Below are 21,842 nucleotides of genomic sequence, written 5' to 3'. Positions count from 1 at the left end.
GTCCTCCTCTCAAGACCTGTATTTGGCTTATTTATTTTCTTCTAGATTTTTGCGGTGCAACGGTCTCGCCCTTGCCCATGGCATTGCGCAGGACACGAAGCTCGTCCGCTGTCAGATCCCGGTATGTACCGGGCTTCAGCATGCCCAGCTTCACGGGACCGATGCTGATACGGCGCAGACGTGCTACTTCCAGTCCCACCGATTCGCACATACGGCGGATCTGGCGGTTCTTGCCCTCGTGAATGGTCATGAGCAATACCACGCGCCCCGGCTCCTTGCTTTTTACTACAACATTTGCCGGCTGGGTCATTTTGCCGTCCAATTCCATACTGCTGGACAGGGCAATGAGCTGTTCCTCTGTCACATCCGGACGCACCGTAACACGATAGGTTTTACTGATATGACGGCTGGGGTGCATAATGCCATTGGCAAATGTGCCGTCGTTAGTCAGCAGCAGCAGACCTTCTGAGTCCTTATCCAGCCGTCCTATCGGATAAACACGTTCTTCCACGTCTTCCAGCAGATCCATAACACAGCGGCGATCCAGTTCATCTGAAGTGGTCGTCACGTAACCCCGTGGCTTATACAGCATCAGATAGCGATACTGTTTCTTCCGGGGCAGGTACACACGCTCACCGCTTACTGTGATCAGATCGGCAAGCGTGGCTTTATCACCCAATTTCACCGGATGTCCATTGACTTTTACTTTTCCAGCAGAGATCAGCGCTTCCGCCTTGCGCCGGGAACAATATCCGGCATCTGCCAGTAATTTTTGAATTCGAATCTTTTCCACATCTTTCTCCTGTTATGTTAAGCTATAAAGCATTTTTTGATTTTCTTCCAAATCTGCAGCGGCAGAGACGGCTTTTCCTCCGCTTCGGGCGCAGCAGTACGATACGCCGCATCCTGCACTGCGCAGAGAGAACCATTTGCCACTTCCCTGCCATTCAGCAGAGCAGTCCAGGTTCCCACACGCTGTCCGGCTGTCACCGGTGCATACAGAAACGGCTCTGTCTCCAGCTGATATTCCAGCTCCGGCGCAGCACCGTCCCGTGTCCCTACCGTCAGAGTCCCCTCTGCCTGAACAGAGACGCTCTGCGTTTCGCCGCCAGCCACAGACAGCTGCCAGTCCTGGGGCATAGTCACCTCTGTGGGCTGTACCTGCGAAAAGCCATAATCGTACAGTGACAGGTGGTCGTCCCAGTCGTTTTTGTCGTTCAGCGTCACGCAGATCAGCGTGATCCCATTGCGTTCACATGCGGAAACCAGACAGCGTCCGGCTTCATCCGTAAATCCGGTTTTCACGCCGATCACAGTTTCATCCATGGTCAGCAGCTTATTGGAATTGGTGAGCCACCGCTCATAGGGCGGATTGCCGAAGCAAACCTGCGCCTGTGGCTGTCCGCATATTTCCCGGAAAATCTCATTTTGCAATGCCGCTGCGGTCAGGATTGCCATATCATATGCCGTGGAATAGTGGTCGTCATCGTGCAATCCCGACGGCGTGACAAAGTGGGTCTGGGTCATGCCCAATTCCTGTGCCTTTGCGTTCATGAGATCGGCAAAAGCTTCGTAACTGCCAGCAATTTTCACCGCAGCCGCACCGGCGGCATCGTTCCCCGATGGCAGAAGCATCCCATAACAGAGGGCACGCTTTGTCACAATGTCACCCTCCACCAGACCCATAGACGAACCTTCCACGTGGATGGCATCGGTATCCACTACAAATTCCGTGTCCAGATCTCCGCTTTCAATACAAAGCAATGTGGACATGATCTTCGTGGTACTTGCCATGGGACGCTGTTCATACGCCTGCTTTTCGTACAGGATCTCCCCCGTCACTGCCTCCATCAGGATACAGGACTGTGCCGAGACAGAAACTTCTGCCGCCGCAGAGATCTTCGGGCAGCCGGTCACAGTCAGACATACTGCCAGCACGGTTCCCATCCATTTTTTCATCCATTGCCGCATATTGCTACGCACTCCTCTGCATTAAACTAAAATAGAATATGCAGTTTCAGCGGCAAATATGGCTCAGTTTTCTTGTTCGTCGGAGATGGCGCTTTCCTTTTCCTTTTTGCCGCCTTTTTTGACAAGACCGCTGATACGGTCTACCACTTCCGGCACGGAACGAATGGCGCTGCTCAGTGCATCCCCTGCTTCGTCCATTTGCAGCAGACGCACGCCGTCCTCCTGCACCACCAGAAATGCCACAGGCTGGATGGATACGCCGGCACCTGCACCGCCGCCGAAGAGATCCTTCGGGTTGGACTTCGCCGGGAGATCCGAGCCACCCGAAGCAAAGCCGTAGGACACCTTGGATACCGGGATAATGGTCACCTTATCCGAAACCACAATGGGATCGCCGATAATGGTCTGTACATCCACCATTTCTCTCATTTTTTCCATGGTAACACCCATGAGATCCTGAATCTGACGTTTTTCCTGCATAATTGCTGCCTCCTTTATTTCTCTGCCCCTGTTCGGGCAGGCTGTTTCTTCTGCTGTATTGCTTGCGGCGGTGCATCTTTTCGTTGCTGCCCCATGAGATATCCTATGGCAAAGCTGAGCAATGCCGCCACTGCTGCCAGAGGGCAAAACTGTGCCTTTCCTCGGACAATCCATTGGCTTTTCTCCTGCCCAAAGGCGCACTGAACGGAAACCCGGCGCACCTTCACACGCATGGTACTTTGCAGCACGCCCAGGGATGTATAAACCATGGCATTGGTCATGCCATACGCCACGGCGCATTCTTTGGCATCAAAACGCCCCACCTGCACCATGATCTCAAGTCCCCGGAGAGAGATTCCCTTCCAAAGCAGACGCAGAGGACGGGACAGGATGCCTGTCACATCCCGAAATATCTCCCAATACTGCTTTGGTGTACGGGACTTCGATTTTTCCGCTTTTTTCGGCTTTTCATTTTTCTTGCGTTTCTCTGGCTTTTCCCTGGACAAACGCTGAAACAAGCCGTTTTTTTCGCTGGAGCACAGGGAGATTCCCAGCCAGGAAAGCTTCCAGAAAGAACGCCCCTGGGAATCATCATGCTCCACTGCCATCACAAGCGGCGAAAGGAGCAGTCCCAGCAGCAACAGCACGATCCCTGATGCGATCAGCCATCCGATCATGGGCATGTCCCTCCTTTACGGCTCTGCTGCTTCCTGCGTCTCCTCTTCCGATTCCGACTGTGTTTCCGCCGCCAGAATGGGAAGCGGCGGCAGTTCTTCCAAGGAATTCAGCCCGAAGCAGCGGAGAAAATGGGGAGTTGTGGCATAGGCAATAGGACGTCCCGGCACTTCCAGGCGGCCTGCTTCCATGAGAAGTTCCTTTTCCACCAGGGTATTCACCACCGAGCTGCTGTCCACGCCACGGACATGCTCCACAAAGCCCTTGCTCACCGGCTGGTTATACGCCACAATGGTCAGTACCTCCATGGCTGCCGCCGAAAGAGGTGCCTGTTTCTTCGTCTCCACTGCCCGCTGGATTGCCGGGGCAAATTCCGGGCGGGTGCACATCTGCCAGGAATCCCCCAGCTGCTGCACACAAATGGCACTGTTCTGTTCATCATACCACAGTGCCAGCTGCTTCAAGGCGGCTGCGACAGCACTTTCGCTTCCTTCACATGCCTGTGCCAGACGAGTTACCGTCACCGGCTCACCACTGGCAAACAAAACCGCTTCTAAGGTAATACAAAGCGGCGATCTGGTGTTTCCTTCCATCATCATGCCCCCATTCCTGTCATTTATTCTTCCGGCACAGCCGGAACACGGTTCCTTATCTTCTTCGGGCGGTCTGTCCGCCGATAAAGATACGTACCGTCCTCACTGATGCCGATGCGCCCGTGCTTGGTCAATTCCAGCACCGCCAAAAACAGAGCCACCCGTGCGGAGCGTTCCCGGACGTCTGCGTAGATCTCGCCGAAATAGACGTGCTCGTTGTGATACACCTTTCGCATCACATACGCCACCTTGGACATCACAGAAACGACAGGCTGGCTCACCACACGCTGGAGCCGATCCCGGGCATTGTCCTGAGGTGCAAAACGCTTCTGCCCCATGGCATTCCAGGTGTCCAAAAGCACACAGGGCAGATGTGATCTGGCATATGCCGAAGACACTTCCACAGGCATGGGCTTCCGAACAAAAACCTGTCCGCCTACAAACCGCTGCGCCAGAAGCTGCGCCGCCTGTTTGCAGAGCGCATACTCAATCAGCGCACCCTGGAGCGCTTGCTTTTCCTTCTGCGCCTCTTCCGGACGCGGCAAAAGGGACGCTGTCTTAATGTAGATCAGCCGTGCCGCCATTTCCAGAAACTCGCCAGCCAGTTCCAGATCCTGTTCCCGGCACTGGTCCATATACGCCAGATATTGCTCCAACAGGCTGGAGATCTCAATATCGTAAATATTCAGCTTATGCTTGGAGATCAGGCTCAGGAGCAAGTCCATGGGTCCCTCAAATACCTCCAGCTTAAATGAAATCGTCTGCATTGAGTTACATCACCATCTGAACCAGTGTTCCGATCCAGTTCGTCGTCCAAAGGAAGAATTCGATGATCCAATTGGAGATCCAACTGATGGGGATGCTCAGTACACCCACCAGGATCAATACCCAGAGCACAATAGACAGGATCTGCTGGTGCTGCTGGATCCACATGGATTTCTGATAGGGCAACAGCATCATCAGCACCTTGGAACCGTCCAGAGGCGGAACGGGAATCAGATTGAATACGGCAAGACAGATATTCACCGAAATAAAGCCGGAGAAGAAATAATACAATGCAGTCAGTATCATGCTGTCGCTTGCGGCATAAAACGGAAAAAGGATCTGGAGTGCGATAACACCCACAAATGCTGCCAGCAAATTGGAAAGGGGACCGGCAAGGGATGTCCAGATGATACCACGCCGGGGATTGTTCATCCGTGCCGGGTTAATGGGAACTGGCTTCGCCCAGCCGAAGCCGGTCAGAAGCAGAAGAACAGAGCCGAAGGGATCCAGGTGTGCAACGGGATTCAGCGTCAGGCGGCCGCTTGCTTCTGCGGTGTCATCGCCGCACTTCCGGGCAACCCAGCCGTGGGCAAACTCGTGGAGCGGCAGTATCAGCAAAATGATAACAACACGTGCCAGAATGGTATAACGATCCAAATGTAAAAAGCTGCTGAAAATTCCCATGCAGGCCTTCCTTTCTGCGGTTCGTGCCGCATCCGTATTGAAATAATGATATGGATACTATTATACATGATTGCGCCCCGAATTTCAAGTCTATTTTGATACATCCCTTAAAATTTTCAATTTTGTTTTTCTTTTCCTGAAAAAAGCCTATCCCTAAGCCCAATTATATTCCATAAAAAGAAAAATCAGATCATGCACTATATCGATCTGTTAGAGTTTTAAGCGAAATAATTTTAAGATTTCAGCATTTTGAAAAAATATTCGAAAGATTCGAAGAAAAGGCTTGCATTTTTCGGGAAAATCTGATAGAATAGATATGTTAGTTTGCGGACTGCCCAGAGGGACAGTCTGGCATGCAAGCTCGTGTAAGGAGGTGCAGTAGGATGGCTAAATGTGAAATTTGCGGAAAGGGTGTTACCTTCGGTATCAAGGTTTCTCACTCCCACAGACGCTCGAACAGAACATGGAAGCCGAACGTAAAGCGTGTAAAAGCGATTGTGAAGGGAACTCCTTGTCATATGTACGTTTGCTCCAGATGCCTGCGCTCCGGCAAAGTAGAACGTGCGTAAGGTCTGTTTACATGAAAAATCACCGGAAAATGACGGCAGAAAGCTGTTGTTTTCCGGTTTTTTCTGTTTCGGGCATAAATCATGCCCCTTTACCCGGAATTCTCCCAAGCCCTTTCAAAGCCTTTCAAAATGTCTCGGGATTTTTTGTGAAAATTCCCTTGCTTTTTTTTACGGGATGTGGTATACTAACAATATCCCTGTAAATATCTGCGAAGCAAACGGCGCAGTACCATTTCCGGGCGATAATTTTTGGATGAGGTGAACCAAATTGGCACAACTGAAAAAACCCACGATCAAAAACCCAACTCTGGTTGCCGCAATGGCGGAGTTTAAACAGCAGCAAAACAAACAGACAGAACAAGCAATGCTGGACGCAATCAAAGAAGCATCCTTTATTGCGCCGATCTCTCTGCGCACTTCCCTCGACGAGGTCGAACCGGATGAAAATGGTCAGCGTCAGCTCCAGGCTTCCCTGATGGCAGTTTCCAACAAGGATGGCGCAAAGTTCTTCCCGGCTTTTACAGATTGGCTGGAATTTTTGAAATGGAAAAATGACCCGGAAGCAGAAACCATGGTGATCACATTCGACCAGTACTGTGACCTTCTGTTGAAGCAGAATATCGACATCCGCGGCATCGTGATCAACCCGGCTGAGACAAATATTGTTCTCCAGCGCAACAAAATGGCAGAAATGAAGGGCATTCAGCTGAATCAGCCCCAGGCAAATACGAACCATTCTATCACAGCACTGTTCGGCGCTGAAAAAATCACAAACTCAGAAATCATCATCGCTGCCAACAAGCTGAAAGAAGAAAATTCCATGAAGGCGCAGAATGAATTGTTCGAAGCAATGCGCAAGGCACGCTTTGTAGCTCCTGTACTCATGGAACTGCCGAAAACCGCAAAAGCCGGTGAAAAAGTCAGCGCACAGGCTGAGTTCATCATGATCAACCATGATGACAAAAAGTACATGCCCTTGTTCACCAGTCTCCCGGAACTGCAAAAATGGGTGGGCGCACCCTCTTGCAAGGCTGTTCCAATGACGATGGCGAACTACACCGCCATGCTGTCCGATCAGCGCAGCACTGCTGCCGGAATCGTTCTGGATCCGTTCACCATGGGACTGTCTTTCAGCAAGGAACAGGCAATTGCGATCCAGCCGCAGCTGGTGATCCAGGATCTGAAAAATATTCCCATGGACATGGTCAGCGAACTAAAGGATCACTTTGCGGACATTCCGGAAGTGAAGACTGCCTATCTGAACGGCGTCAAGGCAAATGGTACGGACGGTTATGTGATCGTTCTGGATCTGGCACCGAATGCAGATATCCGTACAATTGCAGACACTACAGCAGAAATCGCAAAAAAATATAACAGTCCCTGTGCTGTTGCGCCAGTGAACTCACCCCTTGGCCAGAAAGCCATCGAAGGAAAAGTTCCGTTCTATGAAGCGTAACACCGCACTGCACATTTCATAAAAAGATAACCGCCTCCGGTATCCCGGAAGGCGGTTTTTTACTGTCAGAGTCTATCTCATAACAAAATTTTATAATCACTGTTCTGCGGTCAGTTCCCGTAGAGCAGTAAAAGACGGCTTCAGCTTATGATAGATTTCCTTCACCTGTTTTCCATCGTGATAATATCTCGACAGCAGATTATTCAGCGACAGAAGATCCTCAGACGCCGTCAGAATCGCACAGATGCGATTGACCGACTGCTTGTCCTCTGTCCCCAGCAGTTCCTTTACACGTGCCTGGAGTGCCTTTGGGAATACCACAACAGCACCGCTTTTCTTTTTGGCAGCGGATGCAGGTTGTTCCTCCTGCACAGGCTCTTTGGCGGCCTCCTCCAGCATCTGCGCCGTATTCACCGCAGGGACACCATCAAGAGCATTCTCAATGGTGGCACAGATGGACAAGGACGCACCGCCATCCTGCAAATACTGGGCAAAAAACGTCAGATCCAGGTCGAAGTCTGTGTCTTTGCTGATGATATACAGCGGTTCCTTGGGACGGCTGCCCACCAGGTAGCCAATGTACATGGAAAGCTGAAGATCCAATGCATTCTTCACCGTATTTTTCCGGGTGGAAAGGGCTGTGACCTCCATCAGACGCAGAGACGCACGGCAGGAGATCAGGCGGCGATGGAGTTCGAAGGTCAGACCGCAGCGGTTCTGCGTATAGAAAATCACGACTTCATCTGTCTTTTTCAGCCGTTCCAACCCCGTCAGACCCTCAATATATACATTCTCATAATCAATCAGGTAAATTGCCATCATTTCCTCCTGCGGCATTTCTTATGGTAATACATATAAAAAAAGAGAACGCCCGATGCGTTCTCAGTGCGCTTTGGAGGCGCCATCCAGATTTGAACTGGAGATCAGGGTGTTGCAGACCCATGCCTTACCACTTGGCTATAGCGCCATTTGGAGCGGATTACGAGGCTCGAACTCGCTACCTCCACCTTGGCAAGGTGGCGCTCTACCAGATGAGCTAAATCCGCATTGGCGACCCGGATGAGGTTCGAACTCACGACCTCCGCCGTGACAGGGCGGCGTTCTAACCAGCTGAACTACCGGGCCATGTGGTGGAAACTATAGGGCTCGAACCTATGACCCTCTGCTTGTAAGGCAGATGCTCTCCCAGCTGAGCTAAGCTTCCATCCATTTCTTCAGTGTCGCATCTCTCAGCGACGTATATTATTATACACCATCTCAGTCGATTTGTCAAGACTTTTTTGAAAAAAATTTTGGTATGGCGAACCGATAAAAAGTGCCGAAATCACGTGGTATTCCCTACTTTCCTCTTGTGTTTACAAAAAGTTAACATATAAACTGCAAGAATAATCTGTTGTATTCAGCGCTTACCAGATGCAAAAAACTGCCTGCACCAAACAGATGCAGACAGTCGTTTTGTATTGATTCAAAAATCAGTAATTACATACCAGAGATAGTAAAGTTAACCTCGATGGTTGTCCAGTCGCCGATAGCAGACGGATCCAGAATGGTTGCAGAATAATCAGCCTTGTTCGCCAGATCTGCAATATTACCCTCTGCGCTTCTTGCATCGCCCGGCAGACCATCATCCGGAACCCACTCGTTGAAGATGTTGGAACGGATGTTGTTGTGCTTTGTGCCGTTGATCTCAGTCTCTTCAGTGTTTGTGAAGCTCTTCTTGGTCAGCGGGATCTCTGTACCGTCAACCTTAACTGCAGTTACATCAATGATGGCATTGGGCGTTGCATCAGCACCGTCCATGATCTGAACAGCCATGAATGCAGTACCATTTGCGATCAGTTCGCCGTTGATGTCGCCAGTAGCGTCATAACGAACCGCATTGGTGTCAACAGTAACGCTGACAGTATAATCGCCGTTTCCAGTGATGGGAACAACGCCAGCATCATAGGTCAGATAGTCTGTGTCGCTGCCGGTGTACTGGAGCCACCACTGACCGTCAGCCATGCTCAGGTAAGCATCGCCTGCCTGCGGTACAACAGCTTCTTCGAAGTCACCGGTCTGAACCTGCTGAGGTGCAGAACTTTCTTCTGCTACGGATTCTTCGCTGGACTCTTCCTCGCTGGATTCCTCTGCGCTGGACTCTGCCTCGCTGGAAGATTCAGAGCTGGATTCAGAATCGCCGCATGCTGTAAAAGCAGTACACATCATAGCGGATGCCAGCAGAAATGCCAGAACCTTTTTTGTTTTCAACATATTGTTTCCTCATTTCCTCAAATAAAAATGTTTGCGCACAGATTTTATCATACAACCTGCACATTATAATTATCATACTAAATTTTAGCGCTGGATGCAATATGCTTTTTACACAAACTTCGTACCGTATTTCTCTTTTTGTTTTGTATAAACCGCCGGTTCTCCCTGATAAGCCGCTGTGTGCATATAATATACTATTATAATGCACAAAAAGCGATCTTCCTATCTGTGCTCTTCCCGATGTATCATTCTTCAATTCTCACAAAATCCCATCCACTGGGCTTACCATTATAAAATTCCTGAATAAAAAACACGTGACCCAACTGCATCTGCACATGGATCACGTGTTTTTGTACTCTGTCTGGAGCGAGCGACGAGAATCGAACTCGCAACCTCAGCTTGGGAAGCTGATGTTTTACCACTAAACTACGCTCGCAGGTCTGCGCACACGCAGAAAAATTGGAGCTGGAAACGTGACTTGAACACGCGACCTGCGCATTACGAATGCGCTGCTCTACCAACTGAGCTATTCCAGCAGCACCAATGTCCGGTAAATAAAATTAAGTCAGAACGACTCCCGAAGAAAAGTACTTTTTTATTATACCACAATTTCTGCGTTTGTCAAGAGGTTTCAAAAAAATTATGGAAAAAATCAAAAAACCAATTGAAATATGAAAGCAGATGTGTTATAATAAAAGAAATCTGTTTCAGTTTCCTGCTAAATCAGAGCCAGAGGCTATGGAATCTGAATCCTCGCAAAAAAGAAACATTATTTTTTTCATTCTCCTGCATTTTTTCGGTGAAAAATCAAAAAAAGAATTGAAATTGCTGAAAAGATGTGTTATAATAAGTTTAAAACCACTACTTCGTGAAAAAAGGAAGGTAGCATCATGAAAAAGAAATCCAAATCGATTCTCGCAATTGTCCTTGCGATACTTCTCCTGCTGGTCGTTGCAGTGACACTGACCACAAACATTCTGTTCTCCCGCAGTGACACGCCGAAATTTTTCGGGCATTACATATATCTGATGGAAAGTGATGTCATGGAGGCCAACTCCGGGGCAGTCGTTGCCACCGGCGTCACTTCTCTGGACGACAGCGCAGCTGGACTCCAGGAAGGCGTGACAGATCCCAGCCAGCCGGTAGACAGTGCAAGTGCTGCCGCCTCCATTCATCAGCACACAGCTGTAATTGCTTCGGCATATGATGAATCCGACCCCATTGCAAAGAACAATGCCGTTCTCTGCGTTCTGGCACCGGACGATACTTCTACAGATGTGGATTCCGAGCGCATCGCTGTTCGCCGTATCTATAATATTGAACAGGACGAAACAGGCGTTCTGAAATATTATCCCACCACCATGCAGACAAGCGCTGTGGGTACTGAACCGCCCATTACAGTGGACAGCATCCTGGGCAAGTGTACCTATGAAAGCGGCGAGCTGTATTCTTACATTAAGTTTGCAACAGGCGTTCCCGGCATTCTCGCACTGCTGGTACTCCCCAGTGTCATTCTGGTAATCATGCTTATCGTGGCGATTGCCCGTGCCAACAGCAGACACGATGACGAATTTGCTTTCGAAGAGAGCTATGACGAGGTTTACAGCGAGGATTCCTATGATTCCGATTCCGCATATGACGACGAGGAACTGGGCGGACGTTCACCGCTGTTCCGTCCGTCGGATGCTGCACCGAGCCGTTCCTTTGAGCGGAAGCGTTCTTCTATTGCAGAAAACTTCGAGCGCAAGGCAGTAAACCCCAACTCTCCCTATCAGAAGGCACGCACTATGCAGTTCAAGGCACAGCATGATGTTCCGATCTACACCAATCCGGAAGACCAGATTCCGCTGGGCGGAAATGCACAGGATAATGGTTATCAGGGGTCTCACGCAGGCACTGTTTCCAACACTTCTACCTTTGGCACACGCAGCAATACAAGCACATTCGGCACTGGTGCCATTTCTCATGCCGCAGATACACCGATTTCTGAAGAGCCGGTTTCCACTTATCGCGGCAGCCACGAGGCAAGTTCTCCGGAAGAGGCACGGAACCTGGGTTCCAGCCGCCTGTCCTCTGGCAGCAGTACTCGCAGTACACGTCCGGCAGCGCCCACACAGTCTTCTGCATCCAGAAGAAACAAGTATGAAACGGCTTCCGTGGACGAACTTCTCGCTATGATCGAAGACGAAAAGAAGAAACTGGATAAGTAAAAATTCCATCTTTGATACAGAAACCCCGACGAAGGTTATGAGCCTTTGTCGGGGTTTTCTTCTATATTAGCACCTTGCCGGAAACCATTATGCCAGTTCGTCCTCCAGCAGGATCATTTCCTCCATGGTCTCCTCCATGGAAACACGGAGTTCTTCCATGCGTTCACATTTTTCCTGCATCAACTGATAATCGCTGCAAACAGTCTCGTCCGCCATTTCCGCAGTCAGCTGATCCAGTTCTGTCTGCATTTTGTCCAGTTTCTGTTCCAGTGCCCGCAAATCTGCACGCAGTTTTGCCTGCTGGGCACGCTGCTTTTTGGAACGATATGCCGGCTTTTCCTGCTTCGGTGTCTCCCCGGCAGACCGGGTATTCTCCTGGGGTTCCGGAACAGCCGATGCCTTTTGCTGTGCATCCAGCCATGCGGAAAAACCGCCGGCATAGGTATTGGCGCCGTCCGCTTTCAGTTCCAGAATATGATCTGCCACCTTATCCAGCAAATAACGGTCATGGGATACGAAAAGCAGTGTACCCGGGAATTCCTGCATTGCCTCCTCAATCACCTCTTTCATGGCGATATCCAGATGGTTGGTAGGCTCGTCCAGAATCAGTACGTTGCCGTGCTCCAGCATCATTACCGCAAAACATACCTTGGCACGCTCGCCGCCGCTGAGTACGCCTACGGGTTTGAACACATTATCTCCCGTGAGACGTACCTGTCCCAGGAGCTTGCGTACCTCCAGATCTGTCCACGCCGGAACACGGTCATGTATCTCCTGCATGACCGATTTTGTGGGGTGAAGATTGGTGCTTTCCTGTTCAAAGTAGGAAATTTTGATATTGCTTGTCCAGCGCACTTTTCCCTCGTGGGGCAGCATATTCTGGAGAATTTTCAGGAGTGTGGATTTGCCGATACCGTTGTCACCGATAATGCCCCACTTTTCGCCCCGGCGCACCTCAAAGGATAACTGGGGCAGCAGGGTTTTCCGCTGTGCACCGCTACCCACGGAAATATCAATGTCCTGAACTTTCAGCACTTCCACCGGCGGGTCGATCTCATAAGTAAAACAAACTTTCGCCTGTTTCTGTGCTGAAACAGGCTTTTCAATTCGTTCCATTTTTTCCAGCTGCTTCACACGGCTCTGGGCACTTTTGGCAGTGGATGCACGAGTGAGATTCCGTGCCACATAGTCCTCCAGCTTTGCGATTTCTTTCTGCTGCATCTCGTATTCCTTCCACTGACGAGCTACAGCGGCCTCTTTCAGCTGGGTAAATGCCGTATAATTGCCCTTATATCGGGTCAGCACGCCGCGTTCGATCTCGCAGATACTGGTACACAGACGATCCAGAAAATAACGATCGTGGGAGACCAGCAGCAGTGCGCCCTTGTAATCTTTCAAATAGTCCTCCAGCCACATGACCGTTTTGAAATCCAGATGGTTAGTCGGCTCGTCCAGAATCAGCAGGTTCGGTTCTTCCAGCAGGAGCCGGGCAATGGCAAGACGTGTTTTTTCGCCGCCGCTGAATCCGGAAATGACACGGGAATATGTCTCCTGGGAAAATCCCATACCGTTCAGCACTGTACGAATCTTCACGTCGATCTGATAGCCGTCATTGGATTCGAACCAGGTTTGCAGGCGATGATATTCCTCTGCCACGGAGAGATCGCCGGACTGCATTTCTTTTTCCAGCTGGTGCATTCGCTCCTGGGTATCCAAAAGTGGACGAAAGACGCTGCGCATCTCCTCCCAGACGGTGCTGTCACGATCCAGACCGCCCATTTGTTCCAGATAACCCACGCTGGTCTTGGCGGAGAGTGCTACCTCGCCGTCACCTTCCACCAGATGGTCGGGCAGTTCGTTTCCGGTGAGGATACGCAGCAGCGTGGACTTTCCGCAGCCGTTCACGCCAATAAGACCGATGCGGTCGTGATCCTCCACTGTCATGGACACATGGGAGAGGACTTGATTTCCATTGTAAAATTTATTGATATCTGTCAGACGCAGGAGCATTTGTTCCATTCCTTTCGTACGTTTTTAGGGCAATACAGTTTTATTGTAGCATATCTGCAAGGAAAATACAACTCTTTTTTCCTAAAAACCACGGAAATCAATTTTCGTAAAATATGGATTATTGTAGGGGCGACCATTGGTCGCCCGTTGCGGTTTGCCTGGATTTTTGGCGGGCGAACAATGTTCGCCCCTACATAAAATGATTCATTTTACAGCATATAATTTAAAAATTGATTTCCGTACCTAAAAACTGCGCAAACCCCCTCCACCATTGCTGCGCAATGGTTCCCCTCCCCTTTCAGGGGAGGCAGCTAAGGTTCCTCCGTGAGTGCAGCAATAGCCACCTTGACATTTTTCGCCGAATGCTTTATACTATTGAAAAAGGAGGCATCGCTATGTACTGGCATTCGTTTTGGGGACATCTCCGCACCATCACCCGGCACCGTCACATGGTCATCCGCCATTGCTGGAAAGCCGGAATTTTCTGGCAGGGACTTCGACATGACCTGTCCAAATACAGCCCCACGGAATTCTTTCAGGGCGTCCACTATTACCAGGGCAACCGCAGTCCTAACGAGGCAGAACGGGAAGATTTGGGTTATTCCCTAGCATGGATGCATCACAAAGGGTGTAACCGCCACCACTTCGAGTATTGGTGCGACTATAACCCCGTTTCCAAACAGGTTGAGCCGGTGCAGATGCCCATGCGCTATCTGGCAGAAATGTTCTGCGATCGGGTTGCTGCAAGCAAAATTTACAAAAAGGAACAGTACGACCAGACCTGTCCCCTGGTCTATTTTCAGAATTCCAATGCACGTAAGCGCGGCTTGCTCCATCCAAACACGGCAAGCGAACTAATGGAACTGTTGGAAATTCTGGCGCAGCACGGTGAGAAAGTTGCTTTTGCGGAACTGAAAAAACGGGTGCGTCAAAAGAATTGACATCAAGTGGAAAAGGTGTTATAATAAATACGATACCGAGGTGTAAGCCTGGGGTAATTTTAAAATATTACGAGGGAGATTAGGACTATGAATTGCAATAATTGCGGGGCAAAGCTGAATGCAGGGGACGTATTCTGTCCGAACTGCGGTGCGAAAAACGAAATGCCAAACTCGAACACAACCGGTGCTGTACCGAATTCTGCCGCTGGTGCAGGCTTTCAGGCAGTGCCTACAGCTGGCACCGGGAAAAAGCCCTTTCTGGGATTGTCCGGGAAAAATCTGATCATCGCCATTGGCTGCATTGCGGTAACGGTGGTTTTGGTGATCGTTCTGCTATGTGCCCTGTTCGGTGGAAACAGTGCCAAAGAAGCGGTAAAGGATTATTATGAGGCTATCGAGGACTGCGATGCAGATGATTTGATGGACACCGTTCCCAAAGAATACTTAAAGCAACTCATGGAGCAGAACGACCTGAGCAAAAAGGAACTGGAAAAGGAAATCCAGAAATATCTGGACAACTACTATGACGGCTACGATGACATCAAAGTTACCTTCCAGGGAAAGGAAAAAATAGACAAAGATGACTTTGCAGAGTATCTGGACAGCGATGATCTCGGTGACATCAAGATCAAAAAAGCGACTCAGTATGAATTAAAGGTGCGCTATCGGTCCGATCACGGCGACAAAGTTGAAACTGAAACAGAAGAATTCATGGTTTTCAAGTATAAAGGCTCCTGGTATAGCATGGATGCCATGATACTGGTAACAATGGCTGCTTACTTCTGATTTTTTAAGGCAATACCGCACAAAGATTGTGCGTCAGATGTACTCTACGAGCATAAACTTTGTCAGATTTTTCGTCAGATGAAACAAAAATGCTCGTGAATACTTTGTGTATTCACGAGCATTTTTGTGAAATATGACGGAAAAGATGCAAGCATATGACGTGCAAAGCCGCTAGGCGCTCTTTGTGCGGTGTTGCCTTAAGCTAAAAAAAGACTGCTGCATCACAGCAAGATCCCGGTGTTTCCGTTCGATCTTCGCTGCATGCAGCAGTCTTTTTTATGATCACACGAATTTTTATTTCAGATCTGTGATCAATGCGTTCAATGCGCTGAGTAACGCCGAGATGGATGAGTTGATAATATCAGAATGCACGCCAACACCCCAATAGGTCTTACCGTTTTTCTCCAGTCCCACATAGGAAACTGCCTTGGAGTTGGAGCGTACCGCCAATGCGTGCTCCGTGTAGGTGGTCAGTGCAAAGTCCATGTTCAGATGCGCCTTTACTGCATTGGAAACCGCATCCAGACGACCGTTGCCATCGTTGTGGACTGTCTCCGTCTTGCCGTTATAGGAAATGGTCACAGCCGCACCAATGACGCCCTCGCCCTTCTGGGTATAGTGCACTTCTGGAATAGAAACCGGTGTCTCAATATTCACATAGTGATCCTGGAAAATTTTCAATACCTCATCCGGCTGCAATTCTTTGTGAGCATGGTCGGAAACGCCCTTTACCAGATAGCCGAAAGATTCCCGCATCTTCTGAGGAATATGATAGCCAAATTTTGTCTCCATGAGGTAGCTGACGCCGCCCTTGCCGGATTGGCTGTTGATACGGATCACATCTGCCTCGTACACACGTCCCACATCCTCCGGGTTAATGGGGAGATAAGGCACATTCCAATGGTCGCAACTGTGTTCCTCTCTCCAATGCATACCCTTGGCAATGGCATCCTGGTGAGAACCACTGAATGCTGCAAATACCAACTGACCACTGTAGGGCGAACGCTCATAAACATGCATCCGTGTCACACGCTCGTATACCTCGACAATTTCCGGCATATTGGAGAAATCCAGCTCCGGTTCCACGCCCTGGGAGTACATGTTCATTGCCAGCGTGATAATGTCCACGTTACCGGTACGCTCTCCGTTGCCAAACAATGTGCCCTCGATACGATCACCGCCGGCGAGGAGTCCCAATTCACTGTCTGCCACAGCACAGCCGCGGTCGTTGTGAGGATGGAGAGAAATAATAACATTTTCCCGGTTGTAGAGATTGTCGTTCATATACTCCACCTGGTTTGCGTACACATGGGGCATGGAGTGAGACACGGTTACCGGCAGATTGATGATGACCTTATCCTCCGGTGTCGGCTCCCAGATCTTCAAGACTGCATTGCAGATTTCCAGTGCAAACTCCGGCTCCGTTCCCGTGAAGCTCTCCGGCGAATATTCGAACTGGAACTGCCCTTCGGTCTTTGCCCGATATTCCTTACAGAGCTTTGCGCCGAATTCGGCAATCTGAATGATCTCTTCCTTGCTCTTTTTGAACACCTGTTCCCGCTGTGCCACGGAAGTGGAATTGTACAAATGCACAATGGCGTGCTTTGCACCCTTCAATGCTTCAAATGTCTTGGCAATGATATGCTCCCGTGCCTGGGTCAGTACCTGGATGGTCACATCGTCCGGGATCATGTTGTTTTCGATCAGTGTCCGGCAGAATTCGTATTCCGTTTCCGAAGCAGCCGGAAAGCCGATCTCGATTTCCTTAAATCCAATCTTCACCAGATGCTGGAAAAATTCCAGTTTTTCATCCAGACTCATGGGTGTGATCAGCGCCTGGTTTCCGTCACGCAGATCGACGCTGCACCAGATCGGTGCCTTTTCAATATAATTCTTCTTTGCCCAGCGCATAGGCGGATTTTCTACCGGGAAAAACTGGGGCTGATACTGTTCAACATGCTTCATAAAATCATTCCTTTCATTCTTTGTATCATCCACTGATTCATGACAGCAGTGCATTCCGCACTGAAGCAGCAGACGGATCACTGCTCTTATACAGCAAAAACGTCCCTTTCTCACAGCATTCCTCTGCTGTAAGAAAGAGACGAAGACATTCTATTCTCCGCGGTACCACTCTTTTTGACGCAAAATCTGCGTCCACTCCATCACATCTGACAATGTGGACCCCGATAACGGTGGGCATCCGGCATAACTTACTGCCATGACATACGCCATGGGTTCCGTCAGCGGCTCAGGGATGAGTTATCCTGAACGGTTCATCACCGGCTCACACCATCCGCCGGCTCTCTGAGACGAACACCGTCCTCTTGTTTCCCTTCTGCGCCTTTTCATGATACAATTGCGCACTTGTTGTGCTTGTTAATTTCATTATAGCGCTTTCAGCTGGATTTGTCAAGTCATTTCTCAAAAAATCTTTCGTTTCCATGGAAATCTTCCTGATTCGCTTTTATTTTTGTACTATAATTGAACAAGAAAAAGCCGAAATGTAAAAATGCAAGAAAGGTGCTTGCTTTTGAGAAATCGAAGTGCTATACTAGACATAAGAGCAACACGGGAACGTGTTTTCCGTGTTCTTCAGCGGTTTGAAGTACGTCATCCGCATTTTTCCAGAACAGGAGTGTGTACCATGAACAGCACAGCAATGTGTCCCTTTGCGGCACGAGTGATTATGGTGGAACTAACGTCCCGAGTCATTTTGACCCGGAGCGACATTTGTGCTGTCCACACCATGGTTCCACAGAAAAATGCGAACGGCTGTTTTTCCGCCGAAGCGCTTGCATGTTGATTGGGATCCTTCGGTATGACAGCCGAGGGCTTTTTTTATGAGCGTGCCGGTTTTCTGGCATATGCTCCGGGTCTGTCCCGTACAATTTCGGGAGCTCCGGCATTTCCAGACCGGTTCACTGCTTCCCGGATCAGTATCCTAAATACTTAAATAAAGGTGAAAAGACATATGAAGTTAAAAGGCGCACAAATTATCGTAGAGACCCTCATCGAACAGGGTGCTACTACCGTATTCGGCTATCCCGGCGGACAGGTTATCGACATTTACGATGCCCTATACCTGGCACAGGATCGCATCCACCACATCATCACCGCCCACGAACAGGGCGCATCTCATGCAGCAGACGGCTATGCACGTTCTACCGGCAAAGTTGGCGTTGTAATCGCAACTTCCGGTCCTGGTGCAACCAACTTGGTTACTGGTATCGCTACTGCTTATCTGGACTCCATTCCGCTGGTTGCTATCACTGGTAACGTACCGAATTCTCTCATCGGCAGAGACAGTTTCCAGGAAGTTGACATCACCGGCGTGACCATGCCCATCACCAAGCACAATTTCCTGGTAAAGCGGATAGAGAATCTGGCAGACACCATCCGTGAGGCATTCCGCATTGCAAAGTCCGGCAGACCCGGACCGGTTCTGGTAGATATCCCCAAGGATGTACAGAACGCCATGTATGACTACGAGGTACAGGCTCCGGTAGAAAAGGATCCTGTTCCCACTGCGTGTGACGACGGGATCGCAAAGGCAACGGAGATGATCCTTGCCGCAGAAAAACCGTACATCTATATCGGCGGCGGTGCGATTACCGACAATGCTGGTGCAGAGATCATGGCACTGGCAGACAAGATCGATGCTCCCATTGGCTGCACCATGATGGGCATCTCTGCAGTTCCCACATCCAATCCCCGCTGGCTGGGCATGGAGGGTATGCACGGACACTACGCCTCCTCCATTGCGCAGAATGAAGCAGACCTGATCATCACTGCCGGCTGCCGTTTTAGCGACAGAGGTACCGGCAATACCAAGAAATATGCACGCAATGCAAAGATCATTCACATTGATATCGATGCATCTGAGCTGTGCAAGAATATTTCGGTAGAACTGGGGCTCACTGGTTCTATGAAGGAAATCCTCTCCAAGATCACTGCAGCTATCCCCCAGCAGCAGCACACTGCATGGATGACACGTGTGGGCGAACTGGTGGAATACACCAAGCAGCTGGAAGCCCAGAAAGAGGGCGAGCTGACACCCTTTACTGCAATTGATGCTATCGCAGAAGTTGCTGACAAGGATACGATTGTGGCAACTGATGTCGGACAGCACCAGATGTGGGTGGCACAGCATTATCCCTTCGAGACACCCCGCACCTTCATTTCCAGCGGCGGTCTGGGAACCATGGGCTTCGGTCTGGGTGCTGCCATCGGCGCTGCAACTGCTACCGGCAAAAAAACTGTTCTGGTTACCGGTGACGGCAGCTTCGGCATGAACCTGAACGAACTGGCAACAGCAGTTACTAACCAGACTCCGGTTGTGGTATTCATCATGAACAACGGTGTACTGGGCATGGTTCGTCAGTGGCAGACATTGTTTTTCGACAAGCACTATTCCAACACCACCCTGGAGCGCAAGACGGATTTTGTCAAGCTGGCAGAGGCATTTGGACTGCCTGGCTATCGTGCCATGACACTGGCAGAGCTGAAGGAAGTCCTGCCCAAGGCATTTGCTGAAAAAGGTCCGGTGCTCATTGACTGCGGCATTGACTGCGATGCATTCGTACTCCCCATGCTGCCGCCCGGCGGATCCATTGACGATATTATCGTAGATCCGTCTTCTATGTAAGGAGGTATAGAACCATGGAAAAGAACGAACGCTTTGTTATCTCCATCCTCGTTGCCAATCATTCCGGTGTACTGTCCCGTGTTTCGGGCATGTTCACCCGCCGGGGATTTAATATCGACACCCTGACCGTCGGCGAAACAGAATCGCCGGAATTCTCCCGTATCACCATCACCACACACTGTGACAAGTCCGTCTGCAACCAGATCGTAAAGCAGCTGGAAAAGATGTACGATGTCAAGACGGTAAAGGTTATGGAACGGGATGAATCCGTTGTCCGTGAACTGCTGCTGATCAAGATCCAGAATCTTGCAGAAAAGCGGCAGGATATCATGTCTGTTGTCGATGTATTCCGTGCCAAGATCACGGACTATTCGCCGGAAGCACTGGTCATTGAGATCCGCGGTGTTTCCTCGAAGATCAACGCTTTTATTGAGCTTCTGGAGCCATACGGCATTATGGAAATGTGCCGCACCGGTCTGGTCGCTCTTGAAAGAGGCGGCAATTGCTTAAAAGACGCATAAACCGCCTATACAACAAATATATCAAAGGAGTCTTTCACAATGGAAAACGTTGCAAAGGTTTATTATCAGGAAGATTGTGACCTGTCTCTGCTGTACGGCAAGACCATTGCTGTCATCGGCTATGGCAGCCAGGGTCACGCACACGCACTGAACGCCAAGGAATCCCTGGGCGACAACGCAAGAGTAATCATTGGTCTGTACGAAGGCAGCAAGTCCTGGGACAAGGCTGTCAAGCAGGGCTTTGAAGTATTCACCGCTGCTGAGGCTGCAAAGCAGGCTGATATCATCATGATCCTCATCAACGATGAGAAGCAGGCAAAGCTGTACAAGGAAAGCATTGAGCCGAACCTGAAGGCTGGCGATATGCTGATGTTCGCACACGGCTTCAACATCCACTTCGGCTGCATCAAGCCGCCGGCAGATGTGGATGTAACCATGATCGCACCGAAGGGTCCGGGTCACACTGTTCGTTCTGAATATCAGGCAGGCAAGGGTGTTCCGTGTCTGGTTGCTGTGGAACAGGATGCTACCGGCAAGGCAATGGATCTGGCACTGGCTTATGGTCTGGCAATCGGCGGCGCAAGAGCCGGCGTTCTAGAGACAACCTTCCGCACCGAGACAGAAACTGACCTGTTCGGCGAACAGGCTGTCCTGTGCGGCGGTGTCTGCGCTCTGATGCAGGCTGGTTTCGAAACACTGGTTGAGGCTGGCTATGACCCGAGAAACGCTTACTTTGAGTGCATCCACGAGATGAAGCTCATTGTTGACCTGATCTACCAGAGCGGTTTTGCAGGTATGCGCTACTCCATCTCCAACACAGCAGAATACGGCGACTACATCACTGGTCCGAAGATCATCACAGAGGATACCAAGAAGGCAATGAAGAAGGTTCTGTCCGACATCCAGGACGGTACCTTTGCAAAGGACTTCCTGCTGGATATGTCCGACGCTGGCGCACAGGTTCACTTCAAGGCAATGCGCAAGCTGGCTTCTGAGCATCCGGCTGAAAAGGTCGGCGAAGAGATCCGCAAGCTGTACAGCTGGAACGGCGAAGACAAGCTGATCAACAACTAAGTTACACGATTCCCCAAATATGACGGGACAATGTAGCATGGTGTAAACCAAAATCCTGAAGCTGCTTTCCTGATGCAATGTCGGGAAAGCAGTTTTGCAATACGGCATTTTCTGAAAGACTAAAGGCAACACCGCACAAAGAGCACCTGACAGCTTTGCACGTCATATGCTTGCATATTTTCCGTCATATTTCACAAAAATGCTCG

Annotated in this window: 20 protein-coding genes, 6 tRNA genes and 1 other annotated feature; of the genes, 9 read left to right on the top strand and 17 right to left on the bottom strand. The window is 49.9% G+C overall.

Annotated elements, in window-relative coordinates:
* Window positions 1-31: 31 nt before the first annotated feature.
* The 7 genes from Q0418_RS02460 to Q0418_RS02430 form a co-directional block, all read right to left on the bottom strand.
* Complete coding sequence (locus tag Q0418_RS02460) at window positions 32-793, bottom strand: pseudouridine synthase (RefSeq protein ID WP_298481956.1); 762 nt, start codon at window positions 791-793, stop codon at window positions 32-34.
* A 17-nt stretch (window positions 794-810) separates the two neighbouring features.
* On the bottom strand, window positions 811-1,971 hold the full coding sequence (locus Q0418_RS02455) for a D-alanyl-D-alanine carboxypeptidase family protein (RefSeq protein WP_298481955.1): 1,161 nt from the start codon (window positions 1,969-1,971) through the stop codon (window positions 811-813).
* 63 nt (window positions 1,972-2,034) lie between these two features.
* The gene (gene ytfJ / locus Q0418_RS02450) at window positions 2,035-2,451 is read right to left on the bottom strand and encodes a GerW family sporulation protein (RefSeq protein ID WP_298481954.1); all 417 of its coding nucleotides are present in this window, start codon (window positions 2,449-2,451) and stop codon (window positions 2,035-2,037) included.
* Between the two features lie 14 nt (window positions 2,452-2,465).
* On the bottom strand, window positions 2,466-3,128 hold the full coding sequence (locus tag Q0418_RS02445; protein ID WP_298481953.1) for a hypothetical protein: 663 nt from the start codon (window positions 3,126-3,128) through the stop codon (window positions 2,466-2,468).
* A gap of 15 nt (window positions 3,129-3,143) precedes the next feature.
* Complete coding sequence (scpB, locus tag Q0418_RS02440; protein WP_298481952.1) at window positions 3,144-3,725, bottom strand: SMC-Scp complex subunit ScpB; 582 nt, start codon at window positions 3,723-3,725, stop codon at window positions 3,144-3,146.
* Window positions 3,726-3,742: 17 nt separating this feature from the next.
* Window positions 3,743-4,486, bottom strand: coding sequence for a ScpA family protein (locus Q0418_RS02435; protein ID WP_298481951.1), 744 nt, complete (start codon window positions 4,484-4,486; stop codon window positions 3,743-3,745).
* Window positions 4,487-4,490: 4 nt separating this feature from the next.
* Entirely contained in the window at window positions 4,491-5,168 is a 678-nt protein-coding gene (locus Q0418_RS02430; RefSeq protein ID WP_298481950.1) for a site-2 protease family protein, read from the bottom strand.
* A gap of 383 nt (window positions 5,169-5,551) precedes the next feature.
* Between Q0418_RS02430 and rpmB the strand changes: the two genes are divergently transcribed.
* Both rpmB and Q0418_RS02420 read left to right on the top strand, forming a co-directional pair.
* The gene (rpmB, locus tag Q0418_RS02425; protein ID WP_295218744.1) at window positions 5,552-5,737 is read left to right on the top strand and encodes a 50S ribosomal protein L28; all 186 of its coding nucleotides are present in this window, start codon (window positions 5,552-5,554) and stop codon (window positions 5,735-5,737) included.
* Between the two features lie 268 nt (window positions 5,738-6,005).
* Window positions 6,006-7,193, top strand: a complete 1,188-nt coding sequence (locus Q0418_RS02420) for an enhanced serine sensitivity protein SseB C-terminal domain-containing protein (protein WP_298481949.1) — start codon at window positions 6,006-6,008, stop codon at window positions 7,191-7,193.
* Window positions 7,194-7,289: 96 nt separating this feature from the next.
* On the opposite strand, the gene Q0418_RS02415 is transcribed toward Q0418_RS02420, so the two are convergent.
* The 8 genes from Q0418_RS02415 to Q0418_RS02380 form a co-directional block, all read right to left on the bottom strand.
* Window positions 7,290-8,012 (bottom strand): PIN domain-containing protein, encoded by a 723-nt coding sequence (locus Q0418_RS02415; protein ID WP_298481948.1) that lies wholly within the window; start codon window positions 8,010-8,012, stop codon window positions 7,290-7,292.
* A gap of 74 nt (window positions 8,013-8,086) precedes the next feature.
* Window positions 8,087-8,160 (bottom strand) — tRNA-Cys (locus tag Q0418_RS02410).
* Window positions 8,161-8,163: 3 nt separating this feature from the next.
* Window positions 8,164-8,239: transfer RNA gene (locus tag Q0418_RS02405), tRNA-Gly, on the bottom strand.
* Between the two features lie 2 nt (window positions 8,240-8,241).
* Window positions 8,242-8,318 (bottom strand) — tRNA-Asp (locus tag Q0418_RS02400).
* Between the two features lie 3 nt (window positions 8,319-8,321).
* Window positions 8,322-8,397 (bottom strand) — tRNA-Val (locus Q0418_RS02395).
* A gap of 275 nt (window positions 8,398-8,672) precedes the next feature.
* Window positions 8,673-9,446 (bottom strand): hypothetical protein, encoded by a 774-nt coding sequence (locus Q0418_RS02390; protein WP_298481947.1) that lies wholly within the window; start codon window positions 9,444-9,446, stop codon window positions 8,673-8,675.
* A gap of 362 nt (window positions 9,447-9,808) precedes the next feature.
* Window positions 9,809-9,882 (bottom strand) — tRNA-Gly (locus tag Q0418_RS02385).
* 24 nt (window positions 9,883-9,906) lie between these two features.
* Window positions 9,907-9,982, bottom strand: a tRNA-Thr gene (locus tag Q0418_RS02380).
* A 354-nt stretch (window positions 9,983-10,336) separates the two neighbouring features.
* Between Q0418_RS02380 and Q0418_RS02375 the strand changes: the two genes are divergently transcribed.
* The gene (locus Q0418_RS02375) at window positions 10,337-11,656 is read left to right on the top strand and encodes a hypothetical protein (RefSeq protein ID WP_298481946.1); all 1,320 of its coding nucleotides are present in this window, start codon (window positions 10,337-10,339) and stop codon (window positions 11,654-11,656) included.
* A gap of 87 nt (window positions 11,657-11,743) precedes the next feature.
* Here Q0418_RS02375 and Q0418_RS02370 read toward each other — a convergent pair whose 3' ends face one another.
* Window positions 11,744-13,666, bottom strand: a complete 1,923-nt coding sequence (locus tag Q0418_RS02370) for an ABC-F family ATP-binding cassette domain-containing protein (protein WP_298481945.1) — start codon at window positions 13,664-13,666, stop codon at window positions 11,744-11,746.
* A gap of 395 nt (window positions 13,667-14,061) precedes the next feature.
* On the opposite strand from Q0418_RS02370, the gene Q0418_RS02365 reads away from it, so the two are divergent.
* Window positions 14,062-14,607 (top strand): DUF5662 family protein, encoded by a 546-nt coding sequence (locus tag Q0418_RS02365; RefSeq protein WP_298481944.1) that lies wholly within the window; start codon window positions 14,062-14,064, stop codon window positions 14,605-14,607.
* An 87-nt stretch (window positions 14,608-14,694) separates the two neighbouring features.
* Window positions 14,695-15,393 carry a zinc ribbon domain-containing protein gene (locus tag Q0418_RS02360; protein ID WP_298481943.1) on the top strand — a complete coding sequence of 233 codons (699 nt, stop codon included), beginning with the start codon at window positions 14,695-14,697 and terminating at the stop codon, window positions 15,391-15,393.
* 294 nt (window positions 15,394-15,687) lie between these two features.
* On the opposite strand, the gene Q0418_RS02355 is transcribed toward Q0418_RS02360, so the two are convergent.
* The gene (locus tag Q0418_RS02355; protein ID WP_298481942.1) at window positions 15,688-17,358 is read right to left on the bottom strand and encodes a 2-isopropylmalate synthase; all 1,671 of its coding nucleotides are present in this window, start codon (window positions 17,356-17,358) and stop codon (window positions 15,688-15,690) included.
* A gap of 132 nt (window positions 17,359-17,490) precedes the next feature.
* Window positions 17,491-17,743: a binding site (T-box leader), on the bottom strand.
* Between the two features lie 297 nt (window positions 17,744-18,040).
* Between Q0418_RS02355 and Q0418_RS02350 the strand changes: the two genes are divergently transcribed.
* The 4 genes from Q0418_RS02350 to ilvC all read left to right on the top strand — a co-directional run bounded on the left by Q0418_RS02350 (window position 18,041) and on the right by ilvC (window position 21,636).
* Window positions 18,041-18,199, top strand: a complete 159-nt coding sequence (locus tag Q0418_RS02350; RefSeq protein ID WP_298481941.1) for a hypothetical protein — start codon at window positions 18,041-18,043, stop codon at window positions 18,197-18,199.
* Window positions 18,200-18,367: 168 nt separating this feature from the next.
* Complete coding sequence (ilvB, locus tag Q0418_RS02345; protein WP_298481940.1) at window positions 18,368-20,041, top strand: biosynthetic-type acetolactate synthase large subunit; 1,674 nt, start codon at window positions 18,368-18,370, stop codon at window positions 20,039-20,041.
* A gap of 14 nt (window positions 20,042-20,055) precedes the next feature.
* Complete coding sequence (ilvN, locus tag Q0418_RS02340; protein WP_298481939.1) at window positions 20,056-20,562, top strand: acetolactate synthase small subunit; 507 nt, start codon at window positions 20,056-20,058, stop codon at window positions 20,560-20,562.
* Window positions 20,563-20,601: 39 nt separating this feature from the next.
* Complete coding sequence (ilvC, locus tag Q0418_RS02335) at window positions 20,602-21,636, top strand: ketol-acid reductoisomerase (RefSeq protein ID WP_298481938.1); 1,035 nt, start codon at window positions 20,602-20,604, stop codon at window positions 21,634-21,636.
* Window positions 21,637-21,842 lie beyond the last annotated feature (206 nt).

Origin of the sequence: uncultured Ruminococcus sp., from assembly GCF_937915125.1 — a bacterium.
Lineage (GTDB): Bacteria > Bacillota > Clostridia > Oscillospirales > Ruminococcaceae > Ruminococcus_C.
The sequence above is the reverse complement of the archived record's forward strand: the minus strand, read 5'-3'. Positions and strand labels throughout refer to the sequence as shown.